Raw genomic sequence first — 17,766 nt, forward strand, 5'->3', positions numbered from 1 at the left:
GCGGGCGCGAGGGCACGATGTGCGGGCGGCGAGAAACGACGACTGGCCCACGAGACGAACGGCGCTCGAGCGACCCTACCCCATCGCGATGTACGTTTTCGTGTCGGTGACGCCGTCGAGGGCCTGCAGGTCCGTGGAGACGGTCTGGAGAACGTCGTAGACCTCCGGCGTATCGACTTCGGCGATGATGTCGTAGTTGCCCGCGACGATGTGGGCATCGGTGATCGACTCGAGATCGCCGATCTCCGCGAGCAGTCGCTCGGACTTCCCGGCGGCGGTCTTCACCATGATGAAGGCGTGGACCATCGGCGGTGTGGTACACTCTGGCACGACTAAAGCCTTTGCCCGAATCCACCGAGACGCGGTCGCGGCCCGGTCAGCGGTCGCTCGACCGCGCGTCCTCGAGCGCGTCGACGACGGCCTCGAGGACCGCATCGGGCGACCGGGTCGCGTCGACGCGGACGAACCGGTCGGGGTCGCGCTCGAGCAGGCGTTCGTAGTTGTCCCGGACCGACTCGAGGTAGGCGGCGCGCTCGAACTTGTTCGTCGTCCCCGCGCGCTGGGCGGCGGTCTCGGGGTCGAGATCGAGATAGATCGTCAGGCCCGGTTCGATCGAGAACGGCCGGTGGAGGTCGACGACGTACTCGAGCGGGTCCGCGAAGTCGTAGGCCGGAGCGGTCTCGAGGGTCGCGCCCTGATAGGCGAAGCGGGAATCGGCGTACCGGTCGGAGATCACGAGGTCGCCGGCCTCGAGGGCGGGTCGGATCACCCGCGAGAGATGGTCGGCGTGGTCGGCGGTGTAGAGAAAGAGTTCCGCGAGGGGGTCGGCGTCGTCGTCTTCGATCGAGCGGTAGACGGCCTCGCCGTACCAGGAGTCGTCGGTCGGCTCGCGCGTGAACGTGGCGTCCGGATAGCGCTCGCGCAAGGCCTCCACGAGCGTCGTCTTGCCGCTGCCGTCCAACCCCTCGAGCGTGACGAGCATGCCCGGACCTGGGCGTGACGGCTACTACAATCTGTCGAGACGGACGACCTCACTACGTAGCCGCCTAGCTATTTATCGTTGCGCCGGCACGTTCGTGTATGAAGATCCTCGTCGCCGGCGGCACCGGCTTCATCGGGACGAACCTGTGTGCGGAACTGGCCGAGCGCGATCACGAGGTGACGGCGCTGTCGCGGTCCCCCGACGGCGGCGGCCTGCCAGACGGCGTCGAGGTCGCGATGGGCGACGTGAGCGCCGCTGACTCGATCGCCGACACCGTCGCGGGCCACGACGCGGTCGTCAACCTCGTCGCGCTCTCGCCGCTGTTCAAGCCCCGCGGCGGAAAGAGCCACGAGGCGGTCCACCTCGGCGGAACCGAGAACCTCGTGCGGGCCGCCGAGGCCGGCGACGTCGACCGGTTCCTCCAGCTGAGCGCGCTCGGGGCCAACCCCGACGGGCCGACCGCCTACATCCGCGCGAAGGGGCGGGCCGAGGGGGTCGTCCGGTCGTCCGACCTCGAGTGGACGATCGTCCGCCCCTCCGTGGTCTTCGGGGACGGCGGCGAGTTCGTCGACTTCACGAAGGCGCTGACCACGCCGTACGTGACCGGACTCCCCGGCGGCGGGAAGACGCGGTTCCAGCCGATCTGGGTCGGCGACCTCGTCCCGATGCTGGCCGACGCGCTCGAGGACGAGGCCCACGCCGGCGAGACCTACGACCTCGCGGGGCCGGAGGTCCTGACCCTCGCGGACGTGACCGAGCTGGCCTACGCGGCCGAAGGCAAAGACATCACGATCGTCCCGATCCCGATGGGACTGGCCAAGGTCGGCCTCTCGGCGATCGGCCCGGTCCCGTTCCTTCCCTTCGGCCCGGATCAGGCACGCTCGCTGGCGTTCGACAATACCGTTACCGACAACGACGTGACCGCGTTCGATCGCGATCCGGCCGACCTGACGACGCTCGCCTCGTATCTCGGCCTCGCGGGACCCGGTCGCCGAGGACGGCCGGCGGGAACTGCCTGATCGAGCGCCAGCCGGGGCGGTCACCGTTCCGATCAACGGCGATCAGGTACGAAACGTAATATAAAAAACACTATAGGGGAGGGTAAAAAGATATTTACTACTCGCGATATTGGGCGCTTCATTGTCTCTACGCGGCGCTCTCGAGCAATACTCTATTAATCGAGAAATTCAGATTAGCACAAGACTTATATCCTCTATCCCACTGTTACCAATCCAACGGAGCCCCCTGATAAACAATGAAGCTGGCGATGATCGGATTCGGACAGGCCGGTGGCAAAATCGTCGATCGGTTCCTCGATTACGACGATCGGACGGGAAGCGGAATCGTCCGGGCAGCGATCGCTGTCAACTCCGCGAAAGCGGACCTCATGGGCCTGGAGAATATTCCACAGGAGAATCGCGTACTCATCGGCCAGGCCCGCGTGAAGGGCCACGGCGTGGGTGCTGACAACGAACTCGGCGCGGAAGTCGCCGAGGAAGACATCGACGAGGTGCAAAACGCGATCGACGCGATCCCGACCCACGAGGTCGACGCCTTCCTCATCGTCGCCGGGATGGGCGGTGGCACCGGCTCGGGTGGCGCGCCGGTCCTCGCGAAACACCTCCAGCGGATCTACACGATCCCGGTCTACGGCCTCGGCGTCCTGCCGGGCACCGACGAAGGCGGAATCTACACGCTCAACGCGGCACGATCCTTCCAGACGTTCGTCCGCGAGGTCGACAACCTGCTCGTCTTCGACAACGACTCCTGGCGACAGACCGGCGAGTCCGTCGAGGGCGGCTACGACCAGATCAACGAGGAGATCGTCCGCCGCTTTGGCATCCTCTTTGGTGCCGGCGAGGTCGGCGACGGACAGGAGGTCGCCGAGAGCGTCGTCGACTCCTCGGAGATCATCAACACGCTTTCGGGCGGCGGCGTCTCGACCGTCGGCTTCGCGAGCGAGGAAGTCGAGATGAACACCGGCGGTGGCCTCCTCTCTCGCTTTACCGGCGAAGGCGGCAGCGAGGACGACTTAGACGCCGCAAACACGACCAACCGTATCACGAGCCTCGTCCGCAAGGCCGCGCTCGGCCGACTCACGCTCCCCTGTGAGATCGAGGGTACCGAGCGCGCGCTGCTCGTCCTCTCCGGTCCCTCCGAGTACCTCAATCGGAAAGGCATCGAACGCGGCCGCAAGTGGCTCGAGGAGGAAACGGGCAGCATGGAAGTCCGCGGTGGCGACTTCCCGCGAGAGGAGCCCGAGGTGGCCGCTGCCATCCTGCTTTCCGGCGTGACCAACGTCCCCCGGATCAAGCGACTGCAGCAGGTCGCCATCGAGGCACAGGACAACATCGACGACATCCAGCAGGAAAGCGAAGAGAACCTCGAGGAACTCGTCGAGGACGACGAGGACGAACTCGAGCCGCTGTTCTAGGCCGCCGTTCTTTCGACGATCGACGGGGCCAGCGGCCGCGCTCGCCGGGAGGGGGAAGTCGATCGCCAGCGTTCTCGAGAGCCGGCAGTCACCGTCGGCCGCCCTCGATCTTCGCTCCGACGTACTTTTGGGGCCGCCCCGGCTACCGCAACTAGATTCACATGCGCGTCGTGGTTCCGTTCGCCGCCGAGACGCCGAAGACGCGGCTCGAGTCAGTTCTCTCGCCGGCCGAGCGCTCGCAGTTCGCCCGCGCCATGCTCGCGGACGTGCTTCGCGCGATCGTCCGCGCGGGCCACGAGCCCGCCGTCGTCTCGACCGCGCCGCTCGACCTCGGGGCCCTCGAGATGCCGGGCGAGGTCGCCGCGGCGACGTCGCTGACGGTCGACGACCGCCCGCTGACCGAGGCGGTCAACGCGCGGCTGCCGGCCGACGCCGGTGACGATCCCGTCGCCGTCGTCATGGCCGATCTCGCGCTCGCGACGCCCGACGCGCTCGAGGAGCTTCTGACCGCGGGGGCCGACGTCGCGATCGCGCCCGGCCGCGGCGGTGGCACCAACGCCCTCGCCGTCGACCATCCGGACTTCCGCGTCGACTACCACGGGCTCTCCTATCTCGACCACCGCGGGATCGCCCGCGAGGTCGGCGCGACCCTCGAGGCGGTCGACTCCTTCCGGCTGGGGACCGACATCGACGAGCCCGCCGACCTCGTCGAGGTCCTCGTCCACGGCCGCGAGAGCGACCGCGCGCCCGCTGTCCTCCGCGAGTTCGGCTTCGAACTCGAGCGTCGCGACGGCCGGGTCGCCGCGGTCCGCGACGGCGGCCCGACGGCCGAGTGACGGCCCCGACGATCGCCACGAAGTGAAGGCCTTATGTGCCGAGCCACGACAATGGGAGGTAATGTTTCCCGGGGCCAGCGAGTACGGCGTCGACGTCGCGGTCGAGGAGGGGGCCGTCGACGACCTCCTCCAAGTCAGTCCGAGCGACGTCGACGCGCCGCCGGCGCTTACGTTCTCGCGGAACGTCTTCGTGCCGCTGACGACCGCCTGTCGCTACACCTGCACCTACTGTACGTACTTCGACCCGCCGGGTCAGGCCGAGCTGCTCTCGCTCGAGGAGGTTCGCGAGATCTGTCGGCGGGGGGCCGACGCCGGCTGTACTGAGGCACTGTTTACCTTCGGCGACGATCCGGACGACCGCTACACCGAGATCCACGCGCAACTCGAGGCGTGGGGCCACGACTCGATTCATACCTATCTGCGCGAGGCCTGTGAAGTGGCGCTCGAGGAAGGACTGCTCCCGCACGCGAATCCGGGCGATCAGACTCGCGAGCAGCTGGCCGAAGTCGCCGACGTCAACGCCAGCATGGGCGTGATGCTCGAGACGACCGCGGAGGTCGGGGCCCATGCCGGCCCGCGGCGCAAGGTGCCCGGCCAGCGCCTGCGCACCCTCGAGAACGCGGGCGAACTCGACGTGGCCTTCACGACCGGAATCCTGGTGGGGATCGGCGAAGACTGGCGCGACCGCGCCGAGAGCCTGCTGGCCATCCGGGAGCTCCACGAACGCTACGACCACATCCAGGAGGTGATCGTCCAGCCCGTCGTCGAGAACGAGCGCTGGTCCGGCGGCTCGCCCGATCTCGCGACGATGCGGCAGGTGACGGCGATGGCCCGCGCCGCCCTGCCCGAGGAGATTTCGGTGCAGGTCCCGCCAAATCTCGCCCCCGCCAAGGACCTGATCGACTGCGGCGTCGACGACCTCGGCGGCGTCTCGCCGGTCACCGACGACCACATCAACCCCGAATACAAGTGGCCCGCGCTCAGGGAACTCGAGGAGATCGCCGCGAGCGCGGGCGTGCCGCTTGGCGAGCGACTACCGGTCTACGAGCGGTTCCTGCCGGCCGAACTGCGGACCGACGGCTTCGACGGTCGGCTGGCCGACGGCGCGGACGGCGACCGGGAGTGGATCTCGGCAGCGATTCGGGCGGCGCTCGAGGCCGACGACGCGGCAGGTGGGCGGTACCGGTCGGTGCTTCGGGACGGAGAGACGGCCGCGTCACACTGAGATTGGCCAGCGGGACGCTACCAACGGTTGCAAGTGTGACTGGACGTGAATTATCCTGCCGCTCTTTCCCTTCTCTAGACGGTTAGCGACTGACTCTGATTATAATTCAGAGAGTGATCCCGAGAGGACCAGGTTATCTCAGAACGGAAAATAGACGCTCCATTACAACAGTACTACAGACGATACTGATCGTGAGGAACAGATAGGCAACAGGGACGCCGACCGCAAACCAGACGATGAAATCTCCGATCGAGGAAACGTTCCTGCTCGTTCCGTGAAATTCGACATAGTTCATTATTGCCGACAGAATCACTACCGATACCGCAATTACCGCCCGTCTAAAGCGAAGCATCTCGCTTGTCTCTATAGTGCCTCGGCTTCAATTATCAATCCTTTGATGATGGTCGGAATCGCGTACAATTCAGCGGTTCGTCAGGCGGGTCGCCGACAGTGTCGACGGCGACAACCGGGACTGAATCTTGAGCCCCGAGCTGGCTACTCCCGCTCGAGGCGGTCCGGCACGACGGAACAGCCACAGGGAGAGGCGGTCCCGTCGCGGGGTCCGCTGACGGTCACCACCCAGACGGGGCGGCCGCAATGGGGACAGTCGGGGAGCGACGACTCGAACGGGTCATTGTCAGGCATCGCGATCACCGGTTCTCGAGGACCGTAGCGGGGACTCGAGGGCCGTCGCTGATCGTCGGAGTTGATTCCACCGTCGTGCGGGACGTTTATATCCCGATAGTACGAAGCGAAGCATGGCTTCAAGCAGGTCGCTTGGAAGCCAGGTCTCGGGTGTCTCCGCACCCGGGGCGTTTCGATGCAGCCCCCTTGCTCCGTTCGGAGACCGGCTTCCAGTTGAATGTCTGCGCGTTTTCACTTATAACTACTGGATAAGACGATGAGAACTAGTTGCTGTGGCTCGAGCATCGGTGTTTCACCGATCCGTAATCAGAACCGCAGATGAGTCGGTCCCGACCGGAACCGACGGCGACGAGCGTCCTGCTATCGTGGCAACAGTGAGTTGCCACGCCCTCCCCAGCCGATTCGCTCACTTCGTTCGCTCATCCCTCGCACGGCGTCGCGCCGCGGTTCACCGGCGGTTCACCGCGGCACAGCGCGCGCCACCGCACGGTGGATGGCGGGTCAGTTTCGGACTGCGAGGAAAGTCCGTCGCGCCGTCACTCGGCGAAGTAGTCCTCGTGGAGTTCCAGTCCCTCGTCCTCGAGGACCGGCCCGTCGACGCTGGTGTCGGCATTGGCTCGCTCGACGACTTCGTCACAGGGAATCTCGATCACGCCGTCGTCCCGGATCCCGGCAAGCGAGTCGACGGGAACGCTGTAGACGACTCGGTCCAGCCCCGCATAGACGATCGCGCTCGCACACATCGGGCAGGGCTCGGTGCTGGTGTACATCGTACAGGCCGCGCGCTCGCTCGGCTCGAGTTCGCGCGCGGCCCACCGAGCGAGCTTGAACTCGGGGTGGGCCGACACGTCGTCGTCAGTTAGGGTGGTGTTCTCCGCGGTCCGGACGACCGCGTCGTCGACGACGAGCAGGGAACCGAAGGGGGTGTTACCGTTCTCGACCGCCGATTCTGCGAGGTCGATCGCCCGCCGCACGTACGAGTCGTCAGTGGCCATAGCGGCCGTTCGGCCGCCGGTTCCGAAACGCTTCGCCTCGAGCTACGTACAGGAGAAGCCGCCGTCGACGACCAGCGCCTGCCCGGTAATCCAGTCGGCCTCGTCGCTGGCCAGAAACAGCATGGCGTTGGCGATGTCTTCCGGCTCGCCCAGCCGTTTGAGCGGGTAGTGTCGCGACATCTCCTCCTTGGTCGCTTCCCACTCCTCCTCGGTGCGGTTCTGCCGGGGCATCGCCGTGTCGGTGACGCCCGGACAGACCGCGTTCGCCCGGACGCCGGCCGGGCCGACCTCCGCCGCGACGGTCCGCGTGAAGTTGACGACCGCCCCCTTCGACAGCGAGTAGGCACCCAGTTGCGGCGCGCCGATGACGCCCGCCAGCGACGCCGTGTTGACGATCGCGCCCGACCCCTGCTCCTTGAAGTGGGGGATCACGGCATGGCAGCCGTTCCAGACGCCCTTCACGTTGACGTCCATGACCCGATCGCGCTCGCCTTCGTCGATCTCCTCGATCTTCGAGCGCTCGTGGCTCACGCCCGCGTTGTTCAGCATGATATCGAGGCCGAACTCCGAGACCGCCTCGTCGACGGCCGCGTGGACCGCGTCGGCGTCCCGGACGTCCAACTCGAGCGCGGTGCCGTCCCGCCCCGCGTCTTCGACGCGAGCGACCGTCTCCGCGGCGCTCTCGTGATCGATGTCGGCCGCGACGATCGTCGCGCCCTCCTCGGCGAACAGTTGCGCTGCTTCCCGCCCGAGACCTGAGCCCGCGCCCGTGATAAACGCTGTCTTGCCTTCGAGTCGCATACCCACACGTTATCGGGATACCGTATAATGATTGTCACCGGTTCTGAAAATCGACCATCGATCGGCTCGAGGTCCGGACAGCGTTATGCCCCGTCGCCGACAGCTATCCCGCATGCAGATCGATCTCACCCAGCCGATCGAAACGGGGATGCAGACCTACCCCGGCGACCCCCCGGTCGCCGTCCACCCCCACGCGACCCACGCGGACGACGGCGCTCGCGTCTCGAGCCTCGAGTGTGGCAGCCACACCGGAACCCACGTCGACGCGCCCGCCCACACCGAGCCCGACGGCCGAACGCTCGCTGCCTATCCGCTCGAGCGGTTCGTCTTCGACGCCGTCCGGGTCGACTGTCGCGACCTCGAGGCCCGCGAGCCGATCCCCGCGTCGCGAGTGCCCGACGACGACGCCGACCTCGCCGCGTTCTGGACCGGCTGGGACGCCCACTGGGGGACCGACCGCTACCTCGAGCATCCCTATCTCTCGCCGGCCGCGGCCGAAACCTGTGCCGATCGGGGACTAGACGTGGCCGTCGACGCGCTCAACCCCGATCCGACGCCGACCGAGGGTGCTGGCGCGGACGAGCCCGACGGCGTCCCGGCCCACCACGCACTGCTCGGCGACGACCGGCTGATCCTCGAGAATCTGACCGGGCTCGAGGCGGTCGGCGAGCGGTTCGAACTCCGGGCGTATCCGCTCGCGCTCGCTGGCGATGGCGCACCGGTGCGGGCCGTCGGCGTCCGCGGTGGGGACTAGGCCTCACGACCGCGAGTAATTACTGCGACCGCTAGTTCCGCTTGATCGTTATCGTGATAGCGTCGACGGTCGCACCGGTGTCCGATCGGACGACGACGAGTCTGTACGTCCGCTCGTCGCCGCGGTCCTGCGGCGGTGCCAGATCGTTCTTGTACGTCGGTTCGTGCCCCGTCAGCGAGGATATCTTGACGATTTCGTCCGTTCCGTTCGTCCGTTCGTACGTCTTGAGGGAGTAATTGGTCTCGTCGTCGAGACGATGGTCGAGTTCGTATCGCGCCCCGTCTAGCTCGTTGACGTCGTAGACGGAGACGTTCCGTATGACCGTCCCATTGGTCGGTTCGCCGACCGAGGTCGAGTAGTCCGCTTGGGTCAGACAGCCGCCGAGCGCTACCGTACTTACGATGAGAACGAGTCCCAGTACCAGTCGCCCGTTCCCGTGAAACGAAGCCGTCATTATCGGGACAAAACACCGATGGCAGGAGTACGTTCAAGAGGTCTGTCACGAGACACGATCGTGAGTGGGACCGGGCCGCAGTTAAGTATTCATCTCACTGAAACAGGGACTGTAGTCACCGGGAGCGGTGGCAGTGTGCCGCCACCGCGGAACGACGGATGGAGACGGCCGGCACCGATCAGTCGTCGGCCGGCACCGCCCGCTCTTCCCGTTCCGCTCGAGTCAGCAGCGGCGTCCCGTCGGCCTTCGGCCCGAGTCGGGGGCCAAAGGGCGGGTCGTCGGGGTCGATGACCCGGCGCTGCTTGTAGTCGGTCGAGCGCTCGACGGGCACGCGGCCGATCGAGGAGATCATCTCGACGTAGTCCTCGAACGAGCGGAACTCGCCGAAGCCGCCGCCGGCGCGTTTGGTGATCTCCTCCGAAAGGATCGTCCCCATGTAGTCGTCGGCCCCACACGAGAGCATCTTCAGCCCCTGCTCGTCGCCGTACTTGACCCACGAGGCCTGGATGTGATCGATGTTATCGAGGAACAGCCGCGAGACGGCGATCAGCAGTTCGTCCTCGTCGATGCTGGCCCCGCCAGAGACCACGTCGTGTTCGTACAGCGGCGTGTTCTGGTGGATGAACGAGAGGGGGACGAACTCGGTGATGTTGCCGGTCCGATCCTGTAAGTCACGAATCCGTTTTAAGTGCATCGCGCGGTGGGCCTCGTTCTCGACGTGACCGTACATGATCGTCGCCGTCATCCCGAGGCCGACGTTCGCGGCGGCCTCCATGGCCTCGAGCCACCCCTCGGTACTGATCTTGCCGGGGCAGATGACCTCGCGGACCTCCTCGACGAGGATCTCCGCTGCGGTGCCGGGAACGGTATCCAGCCCGGCCTCCTGCAGTCGGCGGTAGACCTCCTCGTAGGACCAGTCGGTGCCCCGCCGGGCGTGGTAGGCCTCTTCGGGCGTCATCGAGTGGACGTGGACGCCGTCGACGCTCATCGCCGAGAGCTGGTCCGTGTAGGTACCGGGACTGGTGTCGTAGACCGCCGGCGGCTTGTAGTTGACTTCCTTCGGGTTCGGGTGGGCCTCGAGGATCTCCCGATGTTCCTCGTCGAGCGCGAACGCGGGGTGCAGTCCCGAGACGGACGTGACTTCGTAGATGCCCCGCTCGACGGCGTCGGCGACGATCTCGCGGGATTCGGCGGGCGTCTTCGTGAACCCCGCCGTCTCGATCTCCGTGTCGCTCTCGAAGGTGTGAGCTGCATCTTTGAAATTGCAGAACAGACAGCCCACGTTACAGGCCGTCGTGACGTTGTTGTTCAGGTTCGCGATGAAGGTGACCTCCTCGCCGACCTGCTCGGCGCGCCGGCGGTCGGCCGCCTCGAGGACGCGTTCCTTGCGCCGGCGATCGATGCCGTCGCTGTCGGTCCCAGTCGTGAGTAACTCGATGGCGTCGTCGACGCCGAGTCGGTCGCCGTCGCGCGCTTTCGCCAGTGCGTTCTCGAACGACTGGTCGGTCTCGGGAACGTGTTCGAACGCCAGGTCGGCCTCGGTCACCGGTCGCTCCATCGACGTAACGATGCTCGCACAGCGAGAAAAGGGTGATGGATCCGGACCCCGCCCCGTCAGAATCGGCCGCGTCGAGAGTTGCCGCTACCGATGACGCGAGGCAAGGCGGATCGCGGCCGCCACCGGCCGTCGAACCGAACCGGTGGTGGCGATCGTCACTCCGCGTCTGGCTCCGGCGCTCCGGCTCCCGACCACCGACCGAATATTGAAACCTTCTTACGCTCCGGCCACGGCAACTGGGATATGAGCGACGGGGGCGAACACGTCCTGAGGTGTCTCACGTGACTGCACGCACAGCGCAACCGTTCGACGGTTACGGACTCCACGCGAGGTGGAGCCGATGACCAGCGTCAAGGAGTTCCGCATCGAGGAGGACGCGACCGACGACGATCTCGGCCGCGGCTCGTTCGTCTTCACCGACGACTACTCGGTGTTCGACTGGGGGAAGATGCCCGACCAGATCCCCCAGAAGGGCGCGAGCCTCTGTACCATGGGCGCGTTCAACTTCGAACTGCTCGAGTCCGAGGGCGTCCCGACCCACTACCGCGGCGTCGTGGAAAACGGCGACGTCGTCGCCCTCGCGGACGCCTCCCACCCGCCCTGGGAGATGGCCATCGACCTCACACAGGTGCCCGACCTCCCCCACGAGGGACGGGCGTACGACTACGACAGCTACCACGAGGCGGCCGGCGAGAACTACCTGATCCCGCTGGAGATCGTCTTCCGCAACCGGGTCCCGGTCGGCTCGAGCCTGCGCAGCCGAACCGACCCCGCGGACCACGGGCTCGCGTTCGACGAGTGGCCCGACGAGGCCGTCGACCTCGCGGAGCCGATCGTCGAGTTCTCCACGAAGTACGAGGAAGGCGACCGCTATCTCGAGCGGGCGGAGGCTGACGCCATCGCCGGCAAGGCGTCGATCGACGACCTCGAGTCGTTGGCCCGCGAGGTCAACCGGATCGTCACCGAGCAGGCCGACGCCGCCGGGTTGACCCACGAGGACGGCAAGATCGAGTGTCTCTACTATCAGGGCGAGATCCGGGTCGGCGACGTCGTCGGCACCTTCGACGAGAACCGCTTTAGCTACGAGGGGACCCAGCTCTCGAAGGAGGTGCTGCGCCAGTACCACAAGCGCACCCAGCCCGACTGGGTCCGGGCCGTCGACGACGCCAAGGCCGAGGCCAAAGCCGAGGACGTCGCCGACTGGAAATCGCTCTGCGAGGAAGCGCCCGAGCCCCTCGAGGAGTCGGTTCTCGAGACCGCGAGCGAACTGTATCGCAGCGGTGCGAACGCCTACACCGACCGCGAATTCTTCGACGCGCCGCCGCTCTCGAGCGCGATCGGCGCGGTCCGGCGGCTCTGACGACGGCGAGTCCGGGCGGGAACGAGCGCCGCTACCGGCTCGATCACGCGTCCATTGCTGTCATTTCGCACTCGGCACCGGACAAAGTAACCCTCATATGGCGGGAGTGGCGACGGTCGAACGAACACGAATGAGTCTCATAGCCAGCACAGCGGGTATCGTCCTGTTCAGCTTCACGTCCGGTATCGCGATGGTCGCGACCGTCATGCTGAGCGTCTTCATGTTGGCCATCCTGTTTCTGACGTTCGCGCCGCTTCGCTCGAGCGATTGGGCGGGTCGGGAGGACGCGACCGCGGCGGCGAGTGCCGAACCGAGCGACGACTGAACCCCCGTCCGTCGCCCGTTCCGCTCGCAACGTCTCGCTCGCCGCTCGAGCCATCGGTTCGTCTCGAGCGACGACGACTCGAGCGGATGCTGCGTCTGGGGTTTCGCCCGCCTGCGCTCACCGCCGACCCGCGACGGAGTTCCGGACCGTACGGAATCAGTACACTTTTGACGGATCGTGCGGATCCTCTCAACGATTCGTTCTATGACCCGCCGGATCTCGGTTCGTCCGGTGTTCGACCCCCTCTCGCCCCCCGCCGCGTGACGGGCCCGATAGCCGCAGCACTCGGGTTCGTTTCGCTACCGCCGCGGTAGCCGCACTTTCTCTCGACCGAACACGCACATGCCGACATCCACCGAGCCACCGGTCACCGGCCGGGGCTCGCACGACCGCGTATCGATATTCGAATCACCGCCGACCCGATCGCTCGAACCGCCCGGAGCCGTGTCGCCGCTCCGCAGGAGTGGTCCGCGATGATCGCCGCCGGGCGCTTGCTGGGGCGAAACCGGGACTTTCGCCGCTTCGTCGCCGGTCAGTTCGCGACGAACGCCGGGGACAGTCTCTACACGGTCGCCGTACTCTGGCTCGCCTTCGAACTGACCGGGTCGACCCTCGTCACCGGCGCATTGAACGCGATACTGCTGCTCCCGTGGCTGCTGCAGGTGTTCGCCGGCCCGCTCGTCGACCGGCTACCGCTCAGATCCGTCCTCGTCGGCTCACAGGTGGTCCAGGGCGTCGTCGTACTCGTCCTGCCGCTCGCAGCGGTGACCGGACGGCTCCGCGTCGGTCTCCTGTTCGTCGTCGCCCCGGTGCTGATGCTCGCGACGCTGGTGATGGGGCCGATGGAGACCGCGCTGCTCCCCCGGATCGTCGACGAGGACAGGCTCTCCGAGGCCAACTCCGCGCTGACGACGGTGACGCTCGGGCTGGACATGGTGTTCGACGCGATCGGAGGCGGGGTCATCGCCGTCTTCGGTGCGACGACGCTGTTCCTCGCCGACTCGCTCACGTTCGCCGTCGCAGCGGTACTCTTCGCCGGAATCACGATCGGAATGCCCGCGAATTCGAACGAAAGCGGTGGGGCCGACGAGTCCGCACCGTCCGTCGGATCGGTACTCCGGTCGTACGGTTCGGACCTCCGAGTGGGTATCGAAGTCCTCCGCGGGACCCTCTTCGTCGAACTGATTCTGCTGACTGCGGTGGCGAACTTCGCGACCGGGGTCGCGCTGGCGATTCTGCCGGCGTTCGGCGACGGACTGGGCGGTCCCGCGATCTACGGCCTGCTGCTGGGGGCCCTTGGCATCGGTCGGCTCGTCGGATCGATCCTCGGTCCGTACGTGGCCGGCGTCCCATACGGGACGGTACTGCTCTCGCACGGGCTCGGTGCGGGGTGTTGGGTCGCGGCGGTCGTCGCGCCGTCGCCGGCGCTTACGGTCGCACTGTTCGGCCTCGCGTGGGTGCCGATCGGCGCATCGGGCGTACTCACGGCGACGCTGAACCAGCGACTGTTTCCGGCCGACCTACTGGGCCGGATCTCGGCAACGAAGGGGACCGCTTCGGGGGCGACGCTCCCGCTTGGCTCGCTCGTCGGCGGGGTCGTCGCCGATACGCTGGGAACGACGACCACCATGGCGCTGGCCGCGGGCGGCTTCGGCTTCACAGCCGCCTACGTCCTCCTGCGGCCGCGGCTCCGCCGCCTCCCCGCGGCCGAGGCCGCGACTCCGGACGACTTCGATCTCCGGTTCGGGACGGAGCGGCCCGAACCGTAACGGGCTCGCTTCGATCCCTACCGCGCGGAGTCGACCCTACAGCCCGTACTGGTCCCCACCAGACGGGCGACGGCGCGACGTCCTCGAAGCCGGCGCCCTCGAGCAACGGGCGGCGGTCGGTATATGTCGCCGGTCGTCCCAGTAGTCGGTATGGAGACCGAAGTCACGGTGTACGGCCCGCTCCGGAGCGCGACCGGCAACAAGACGGTGGTCCTCGAGTGGGCGGGCGGGACCGTCGCCGACGCGCTCGCGGCGCTCGTCGACGCCTATCCGCGCGCGGCGTCGCACCTCTACGACGGCGACGCGGTGCGTGCGAGCGTCAGGGTCTCGCTCGAGGGCGATCGGGCCGGGCTCGAAGAGTCAGTACCCGAGGGCGCGGCGCTGGCGGTAGTGCCGGCCGTGCAGGGCGGATCTCGTCACTGAGTGATGGACGGAGTCGAAGGAAACGGGAAGACGAACGAGTTCGCTGCTATCGTGGCTGCAGTGAGGACCACGCCCTCCCCAACCGATTTCTACTCACGGGCACGAAGTGCCCGTTCGTATGGTTCGCGGAACCGTCGGTTCCGCGCTAACGCTCGGTCACTCCGTTCGCTCGCTCATCCCTCGCGCGAGATCGTGCCACGGCTCACCAGTGGTTCGCCGTGTCTCAGCGCGCGCCACCGCAGGGGGAAAGCGGAGGGGGCTACGGCACGGGGCCGGCTACAGTCCGTACTGCTCGCGCACGAGGTGGTCCATCCCGCGGTCCTCGAGGATGTCCATCGGAGCCAGCATGTCCAGTTGGACGACGCCGGGGAGCCGGCCAATCTGGACGCCGCCGGTGAACGTACACCGCGAGCGGACCTCGCCCTCGCTCATGTCGAGCAGTTTCCCGGCGCGGTCGAAGGCGTTCTGCGTGGCGTCGTTGACCGTCGCACCGGAGCCGACGACCTGAATCGGGCCCATGTCCGTCTCGACGTCGACGTCGTGTTCCGCGCCGAGGTCGCGGCCCGCCTCGCGCTCCTCGTCGCTGTAGGGTTTACTGATGAACGGCAGGTCCTCCTCCGGCGGGAGCAAGACGGGGCCGTCGATCTCGAGGTCGTCGATGACCTCGACGTCCATTCGGACGGTGCCGCTGACGTCGGTCGTGTGCAGGGAGAGTTCGCCGTCGCCCTGGTTGGCGTGGAGGTCGCCGACGTAGACCCCGCCGCCGTCGACCTTGACGGGACAGATCAGTGTCGCGCCCTCACGGACCTGCGGGATGTCCATGTGGCCGTCAGTGCGGGCCTCGAGGTCGGCCTCGCTGTCGACGCCGTAGTCGTGGTCGGCCCCGATGAGGAACTGGCCGAAGTCGCCGGCGTTGTGCGAGTCGGGCATCGTGACCGGCGGCGTCGTCCCGACGTTGCCGATGAACGGGCGCAGCCGACCCAGCGTTCCGGGCATCTCGCCGGGTTCGTACAGCAGGATCGGGTGCTGTCGGGAGTTGGCGGGGATGTCCATTACTTCCGCGGCGTCCTCGGCGAGTTCGTGGGCCGCGGCCTCGTCGAGGGTGATCCCGACGGTCCCGTCGTCGTCGAAAGCGACGGTGTAGCCGTACTCGAAGCCGAACGAAGAGGCGTTCGCGCCGCACTCGGCGCACTTGATCGCGTCCTCGCCGGTCCCTTCGACGATCGAGTCGGGCCACTTCGTGCCACACTCCGGACAGCGGTGATCGACGAACGGGTCGTCGCCGAAGGCGTCCTCGCGCTCGGCCATCGAGCCCGTACTCGTCGCCATGCTCGTGACCTCGATATCGCGGATGTGTAAGGCGATCGCGTCGCCGACCTCGGCCCCCGCGACGCGGATCGGCCGGGTCACCTCGTGGCCGCCGTGGAACTCCGGCGTTACCATCGGCCCCCAACAGCCCGGCGGGGTGTAGGTCTCGATCGTCCCGCCGTCCGCGACGGTCCCCGCCCACTCCTGATCGGGGCCGACGAGCCCGAGCGTGTACTGGTCGACGTGCAGCTCCCGGCGGATATCTTGTTGTGCCATACCAATCCATAGTTGGTCGCTGACGTCGATAAGGGTGCCGCTCACGGAACCGACGGTGAGCGCTCGTCCGCCCTCGGATGAACGGACGACGGGGCGAAACTATGTCGAGCGACGCCGATTCGACTCCCCGATCCGGTTTCGGCGGCGACCGGCGCTGGTTGCGGCTGCGTTCCCGACATCCACGACGACCACGCTCCGCTGTTCGAACGGGTCGCGATCGACCGGGAGAACGCCTGCCGGGGTCGGACGAACTCGTTCGGCTGGCCGTGGCCGAATCCGCCGCAATAGGTTCGTTCAAGTGGCTCTCGTGTCTTCTGTCAAGCGATGACTGACTCGACGGATGCGGATTCGCCCGAGTGTCGACAGTGTGGGAGCCCAGTGGGACCGTCTTCCGAACAGCGCGTGGTCACGACCGTCGAGGACGGCACCGCCGTCCACCGGCATTTCTGCAGCGACGACTGCCGCAATCAGTGGGAGTCGTCGGACTCGGCCTGAGTATCGGGCTCGAGACGGGTCGCTACGGTCCTCAAACGGAAGATAGCGGGAGAGACGAACGCCGCCGCGGCTATTGGTCCTTGGCGACCGCGCTGCCGATCCCGTCGACCGGCCGATCGGGCGTGAACTCGTCGATTTCGTCGGGGAGCCCGAGCTGGTATTTGGTGCCGTTTTCCCGGACCGAGGTCCGACCGCGGTGGACCGAAACGTCGCCGTTTAAGTGGAGCTGGACGGCCTCGAGCAAGGCGTCTGCCTCCAGCGGCTGGCCGCGGTGTTTCATGTCGTCTATATCGGCGTCGTCGGGGACGTCGAACGCGCGCTGGGTAATGATCGGCCCCTGATCGAGGTCGGTCGTGACGTAGTGGGCGGTGACGCCCGCGACGCGGACGCCTTCGTCCAGTGCCTGCCGGTAGGCCTCCGCGCCGGGGAAGGCCGGCAGCAGGGAGGGGTGGACGTTGATGATGCGGTCCTCGTATCGAAAGACCACGTTTGGCGAGAGGATTCGCATGTACCGCGCGAGGACGATCAGGTCGACGTCGTACTCCGCGAGGAGTTCGAGCAGTTCGTCCTCGTTTTGCTGGCCGCCCTCGTCGCCGATGTCGTGGAACGGGACGTCGTAGTGTTCGGCCAGCGGCTGTAAGTCGTCGTGATTGCCGATGACGACCCCGATGTCGGCGCCGAGTTCGTCGTTGGCCCAGGCCTCGAACAGCGCCTCGAGGCAGTGGCTCTCCTTGGTGACGAGGACGGCGATCTGCTGGCTCTCGCGATCGGACGGGAACCGGACCTGGACGTCGAGTCCGAGGTCGTCCCCGAGGTCGTGGAGGTCTTCCCGGAGCGTCGACTCGGTACAGACCATCTCCGAGGTGTCGACGGCGAGATACATCCGGAAGACGCCGTCACGAACCGCCTGATCGAGGTCCTCGATGTTGATTCCGCGCTCGAACAGGAGGCTGGTTACGTTCGCGATCAGTCCCGTGTCGTCCTCTCCGATCACCGTGATCTCGGTTACGTCGGTCGTCAACGCTGCCACCTCCGCTCGAGCGATTCGCGATTCATCACGACGGATCCCAGTCCACGAGCGGCTAAAAGTCCTGCTTTCCGGCAGAGTGCGTGAGAATCGCCCGCA

19 protein-coding genes are annotated in these 17,766 nt (G+C 66.8%); 10 read left to right on the plus strand and 9 right to left on the minus strand.

Annotated features, from left to right (window positions below; all coding sequences use genetic code 11):
• Window positions 1–75: 75 nt before the first annotated feature.
• A complete protein-coding gene (locus NP511_RS06450) occupies window positions 76–306 on the minus strand; it encodes an Lrp/AsnC family transcriptional regulator (RefSeq protein ID WP_049964873.1) in 231 nt (76 codons plus the stop codon).
• A gap of 70 nt (window positions 307–376) precedes the next feature.
• On the minus strand, window positions 377–982 hold the full coding sequence (tmk, locus tag NP511_RS06455; RefSeq protein WP_049964874.1) for a dTMP kinase: 606 nt from the start codon (window positions 980–982) through the stop codon (window positions 377–379).
• 98 nt (window positions 983–1,080) lie between these two features.
• On the opposite strand from tmk, the gene NP511_RS06460 reads away from it, so the two are divergent.
• The 4 genes from NP511_RS06460 to cofG all read left to right on the plus strand — a co-directional run bounded on the left by NP511_RS06460 (window position 1,081) and on the right by cofG (window position 5,477).
• Window positions 1,081–2,001 carry a complex I NDUFA9 subunit family protein gene (locus NP511_RS06460; protein WP_049964875.1) on the plus strand — a complete coding sequence of 307 codons (921 nt, stop codon included), beginning with the start codon at window positions 1,081–1,083 and terminating at the stop codon, window positions 1,999–2,001.
• 236 nt (window positions 2,002–2,237) lie between these two features.
• On the plus strand, window positions 2,238–3,416 hold the full coding sequence (locus tag NP511_RS06465) for a tubulin/FtsZ family protein (RefSeq protein ID WP_006181321.1): 1,179 nt from the start codon (window positions 2,238–2,240) through the stop codon (window positions 3,414–3,416).
• Between the two features lie 161 nt (window positions 3,417–3,577).
• Complete coding sequence (gene cofC, locus NP511_RS06470) at window positions 3,578–4,252, plus strand: 2-phospho-L-lactate guanylyltransferase (RefSeq protein WP_049964876.1); 675 nt, start codon at window positions 3,578–3,580, stop codon at window positions 4,250–4,252.
• A gap of 61 nt (window positions 4,253–4,313) precedes the next feature.
• Window positions 4,314–5,477 carry a 7,8-didemethyl-8-hydroxy-5-deazariboflavin synthase subunit CofG gene (cofG, locus tag NP511_RS06475; protein WP_049964877.1) on the plus strand — a complete coding sequence of 388 codons (1,164 nt, stop codon included), beginning with the start codon at window positions 4,314–4,316 and terminating at the stop codon, window positions 5,475–5,477.
• Window positions 5,478–5,972: 495 nt separating this feature from the next.
• On the opposite strand, the gene NP511_RS06480 is transcribed toward cofG, so the two are convergent.
• From NP511_RS06480 to NP511_RS06490, 3 genes are all read right to left on the minus strand, one after another.
• Complete coding sequence (locus NP511_RS06480; protein WP_162834885.1) at window positions 5,973–6,122, minus strand: hypothetical protein; 150 nt, start codon at window positions 6,120–6,122, stop codon at window positions 5,973–5,975.
• A 536-nt stretch (window positions 6,123–6,658) separates the two neighbouring features.
• Window positions 6,659–7,117 (minus strand): nucleoside deaminase, encoded by a 459-nt coding sequence (locus NP511_RS06485; protein ID WP_049964878.1) that lies wholly within the window; start codon window positions 7,115–7,117, stop codon window positions 6,659–6,661.
• A 42-nt stretch (window positions 7,118–7,159) separates the two neighbouring features.
• A complete protein-coding gene (locus NP511_RS06490; RefSeq protein ID WP_049964879.1) occupies window positions 7,160–7,918 on the minus strand; it encodes an SDR family NAD(P)-dependent oxidoreductase in 759 nt (252 codons plus the stop codon).
• Between the two features lie 112 nt (window positions 7,919–8,030).
• Here NP511_RS06490 and NP511_RS06495 point away from each other — a divergent pair, with 112 nt between their 5' ends.
• Window positions 8,031–8,672, plus strand: coding sequence for a cyclase family protein (locus NP511_RS06495; RefSeq protein WP_049964880.1), 642 nt, complete (start codon window positions 8,031–8,033; stop codon window positions 8,670–8,672).
• 31 nt (window positions 8,673–8,703) lie between these two features.
• Here NP511_RS06495 and NP511_RS06500 read toward each other — a convergent pair whose 3' ends face one another.
• Entirely contained in the window at window positions 8,704–9,126 is a 423-nt protein-coding gene (locus NP511_RS06500) for a hypothetical protein (protein ID WP_049964881.1), read from the minus strand.
• Between the two features lie 178 nt (window positions 9,127–9,304).
• Complete coding sequence (gene cofH / locus NP511_RS06505) at window positions 9,305–10,684, minus strand: 7,8-didemethyl-8-hydroxy-5-deazariboflavin synthase subunit CofH (RefSeq protein ID WP_049964882.1); 1,380 nt, start codon at window positions 10,682–10,684, stop codon at window positions 9,305–9,307.
• 340 nt (window positions 10,685–11,024) lie between these two features.
• On the opposite strand from cofH, the gene NP511_RS06510 reads away from it, so the two are divergent.
• From NP511_RS06510 to NP511_RS06525, 4 genes are all read left to right on the plus strand, one after another.
• Window positions 11,025–12,044: a phosphoribosylaminoimidazolesuccinocarboxamide synthase gene (locus tag NP511_RS06510; protein ID WP_049964883.1), complete on the plus strand. Its 1,020-nt coding sequence runs from the start codon at window positions 11,025–11,027 to the stop codon at window positions 12,042–12,044.
• A gap of 130 nt (window positions 12,045–12,174) precedes the next feature.
• Window positions 12,175–12,369: a hypothetical protein gene (locus NP511_RS06515; protein WP_049905860.1), complete on the plus strand. Its 195-nt coding sequence runs from the start codon at window positions 12,175–12,177 to the stop codon at window positions 12,367–12,369.
• A gap of 473 nt (window positions 12,370–12,842) precedes the next feature.
• Window positions 12,843–14,138 (plus strand): MFS transporter, encoded by a 1,296-nt coding sequence (locus NP511_RS06520; RefSeq protein WP_049964885.1) that lies wholly within the window; start codon window positions 12,843–12,845, stop codon window positions 14,136–14,138.
• 150 nt (window positions 14,139–14,288) lie between these two features.
• The gene (locus tag NP511_RS06525) at window positions 14,289–14,561 is read left to right on the plus strand and encodes a MoaD/ThiS family protein (RefSeq protein ID WP_049964886.1); all 273 of its coding nucleotides are present in this window, start codon (window positions 14,289–14,291) and stop codon (window positions 14,559–14,561) included.
• Between the two features lie 276 nt (window positions 14,562–14,837).
• Here NP511_RS06525 and NP511_RS06530 read toward each other — a convergent pair whose 3' ends face one another.
• On the minus strand, window positions 14,838–16,145 hold the full coding sequence (locus NP511_RS06530) for an acetamidase/formamidase family protein (RefSeq protein WP_049964888.1): 1,308 nt from the start codon (window positions 16,143–16,145) through the stop codon (window positions 14,838–14,840).
• A gap of 324 nt (window positions 16,146–16,469) precedes the next feature.
• On the opposite strand from NP511_RS06530, the gene NP511_RS22940 reads away from it, so the two are divergent.
• Window positions 16,470–16,640 carry a DUF7576 family protein gene (locus NP511_RS22940; RefSeq protein WP_162834886.1) on the plus strand — a complete coding sequence of 57 codons (171 nt, stop codon included), beginning with the start codon at window positions 16,470–16,472 and terminating at the stop codon, window positions 16,638–16,640.
• Between the two features lie 70 nt (window positions 16,641–16,710).
• Here NP511_RS22940 and NP511_RS06535 read toward each other — a convergent pair whose 3' ends face one another.
• Complete coding sequence (locus tag NP511_RS06535; protein WP_006650207.1) at window positions 16,711–17,670, minus strand: formyltetrahydrofolate deformylase; 960 nt, start codon at window positions 17,668–17,670, stop codon at window positions 16,711–16,713.
• Window positions 17,671–17,766: the final 96 nt, after the last annotated feature.

This window comes from Natrinema thermotolerans (assembly GCF_031165565.1).
In the GTDB taxonomy this organism is placed as follows: domain Archaea; phylum Halobacteriota; class Halobacteria; order Halobacteriales; family Natrialbaceae; genus Natrinema; species Natrinema thermotolerans.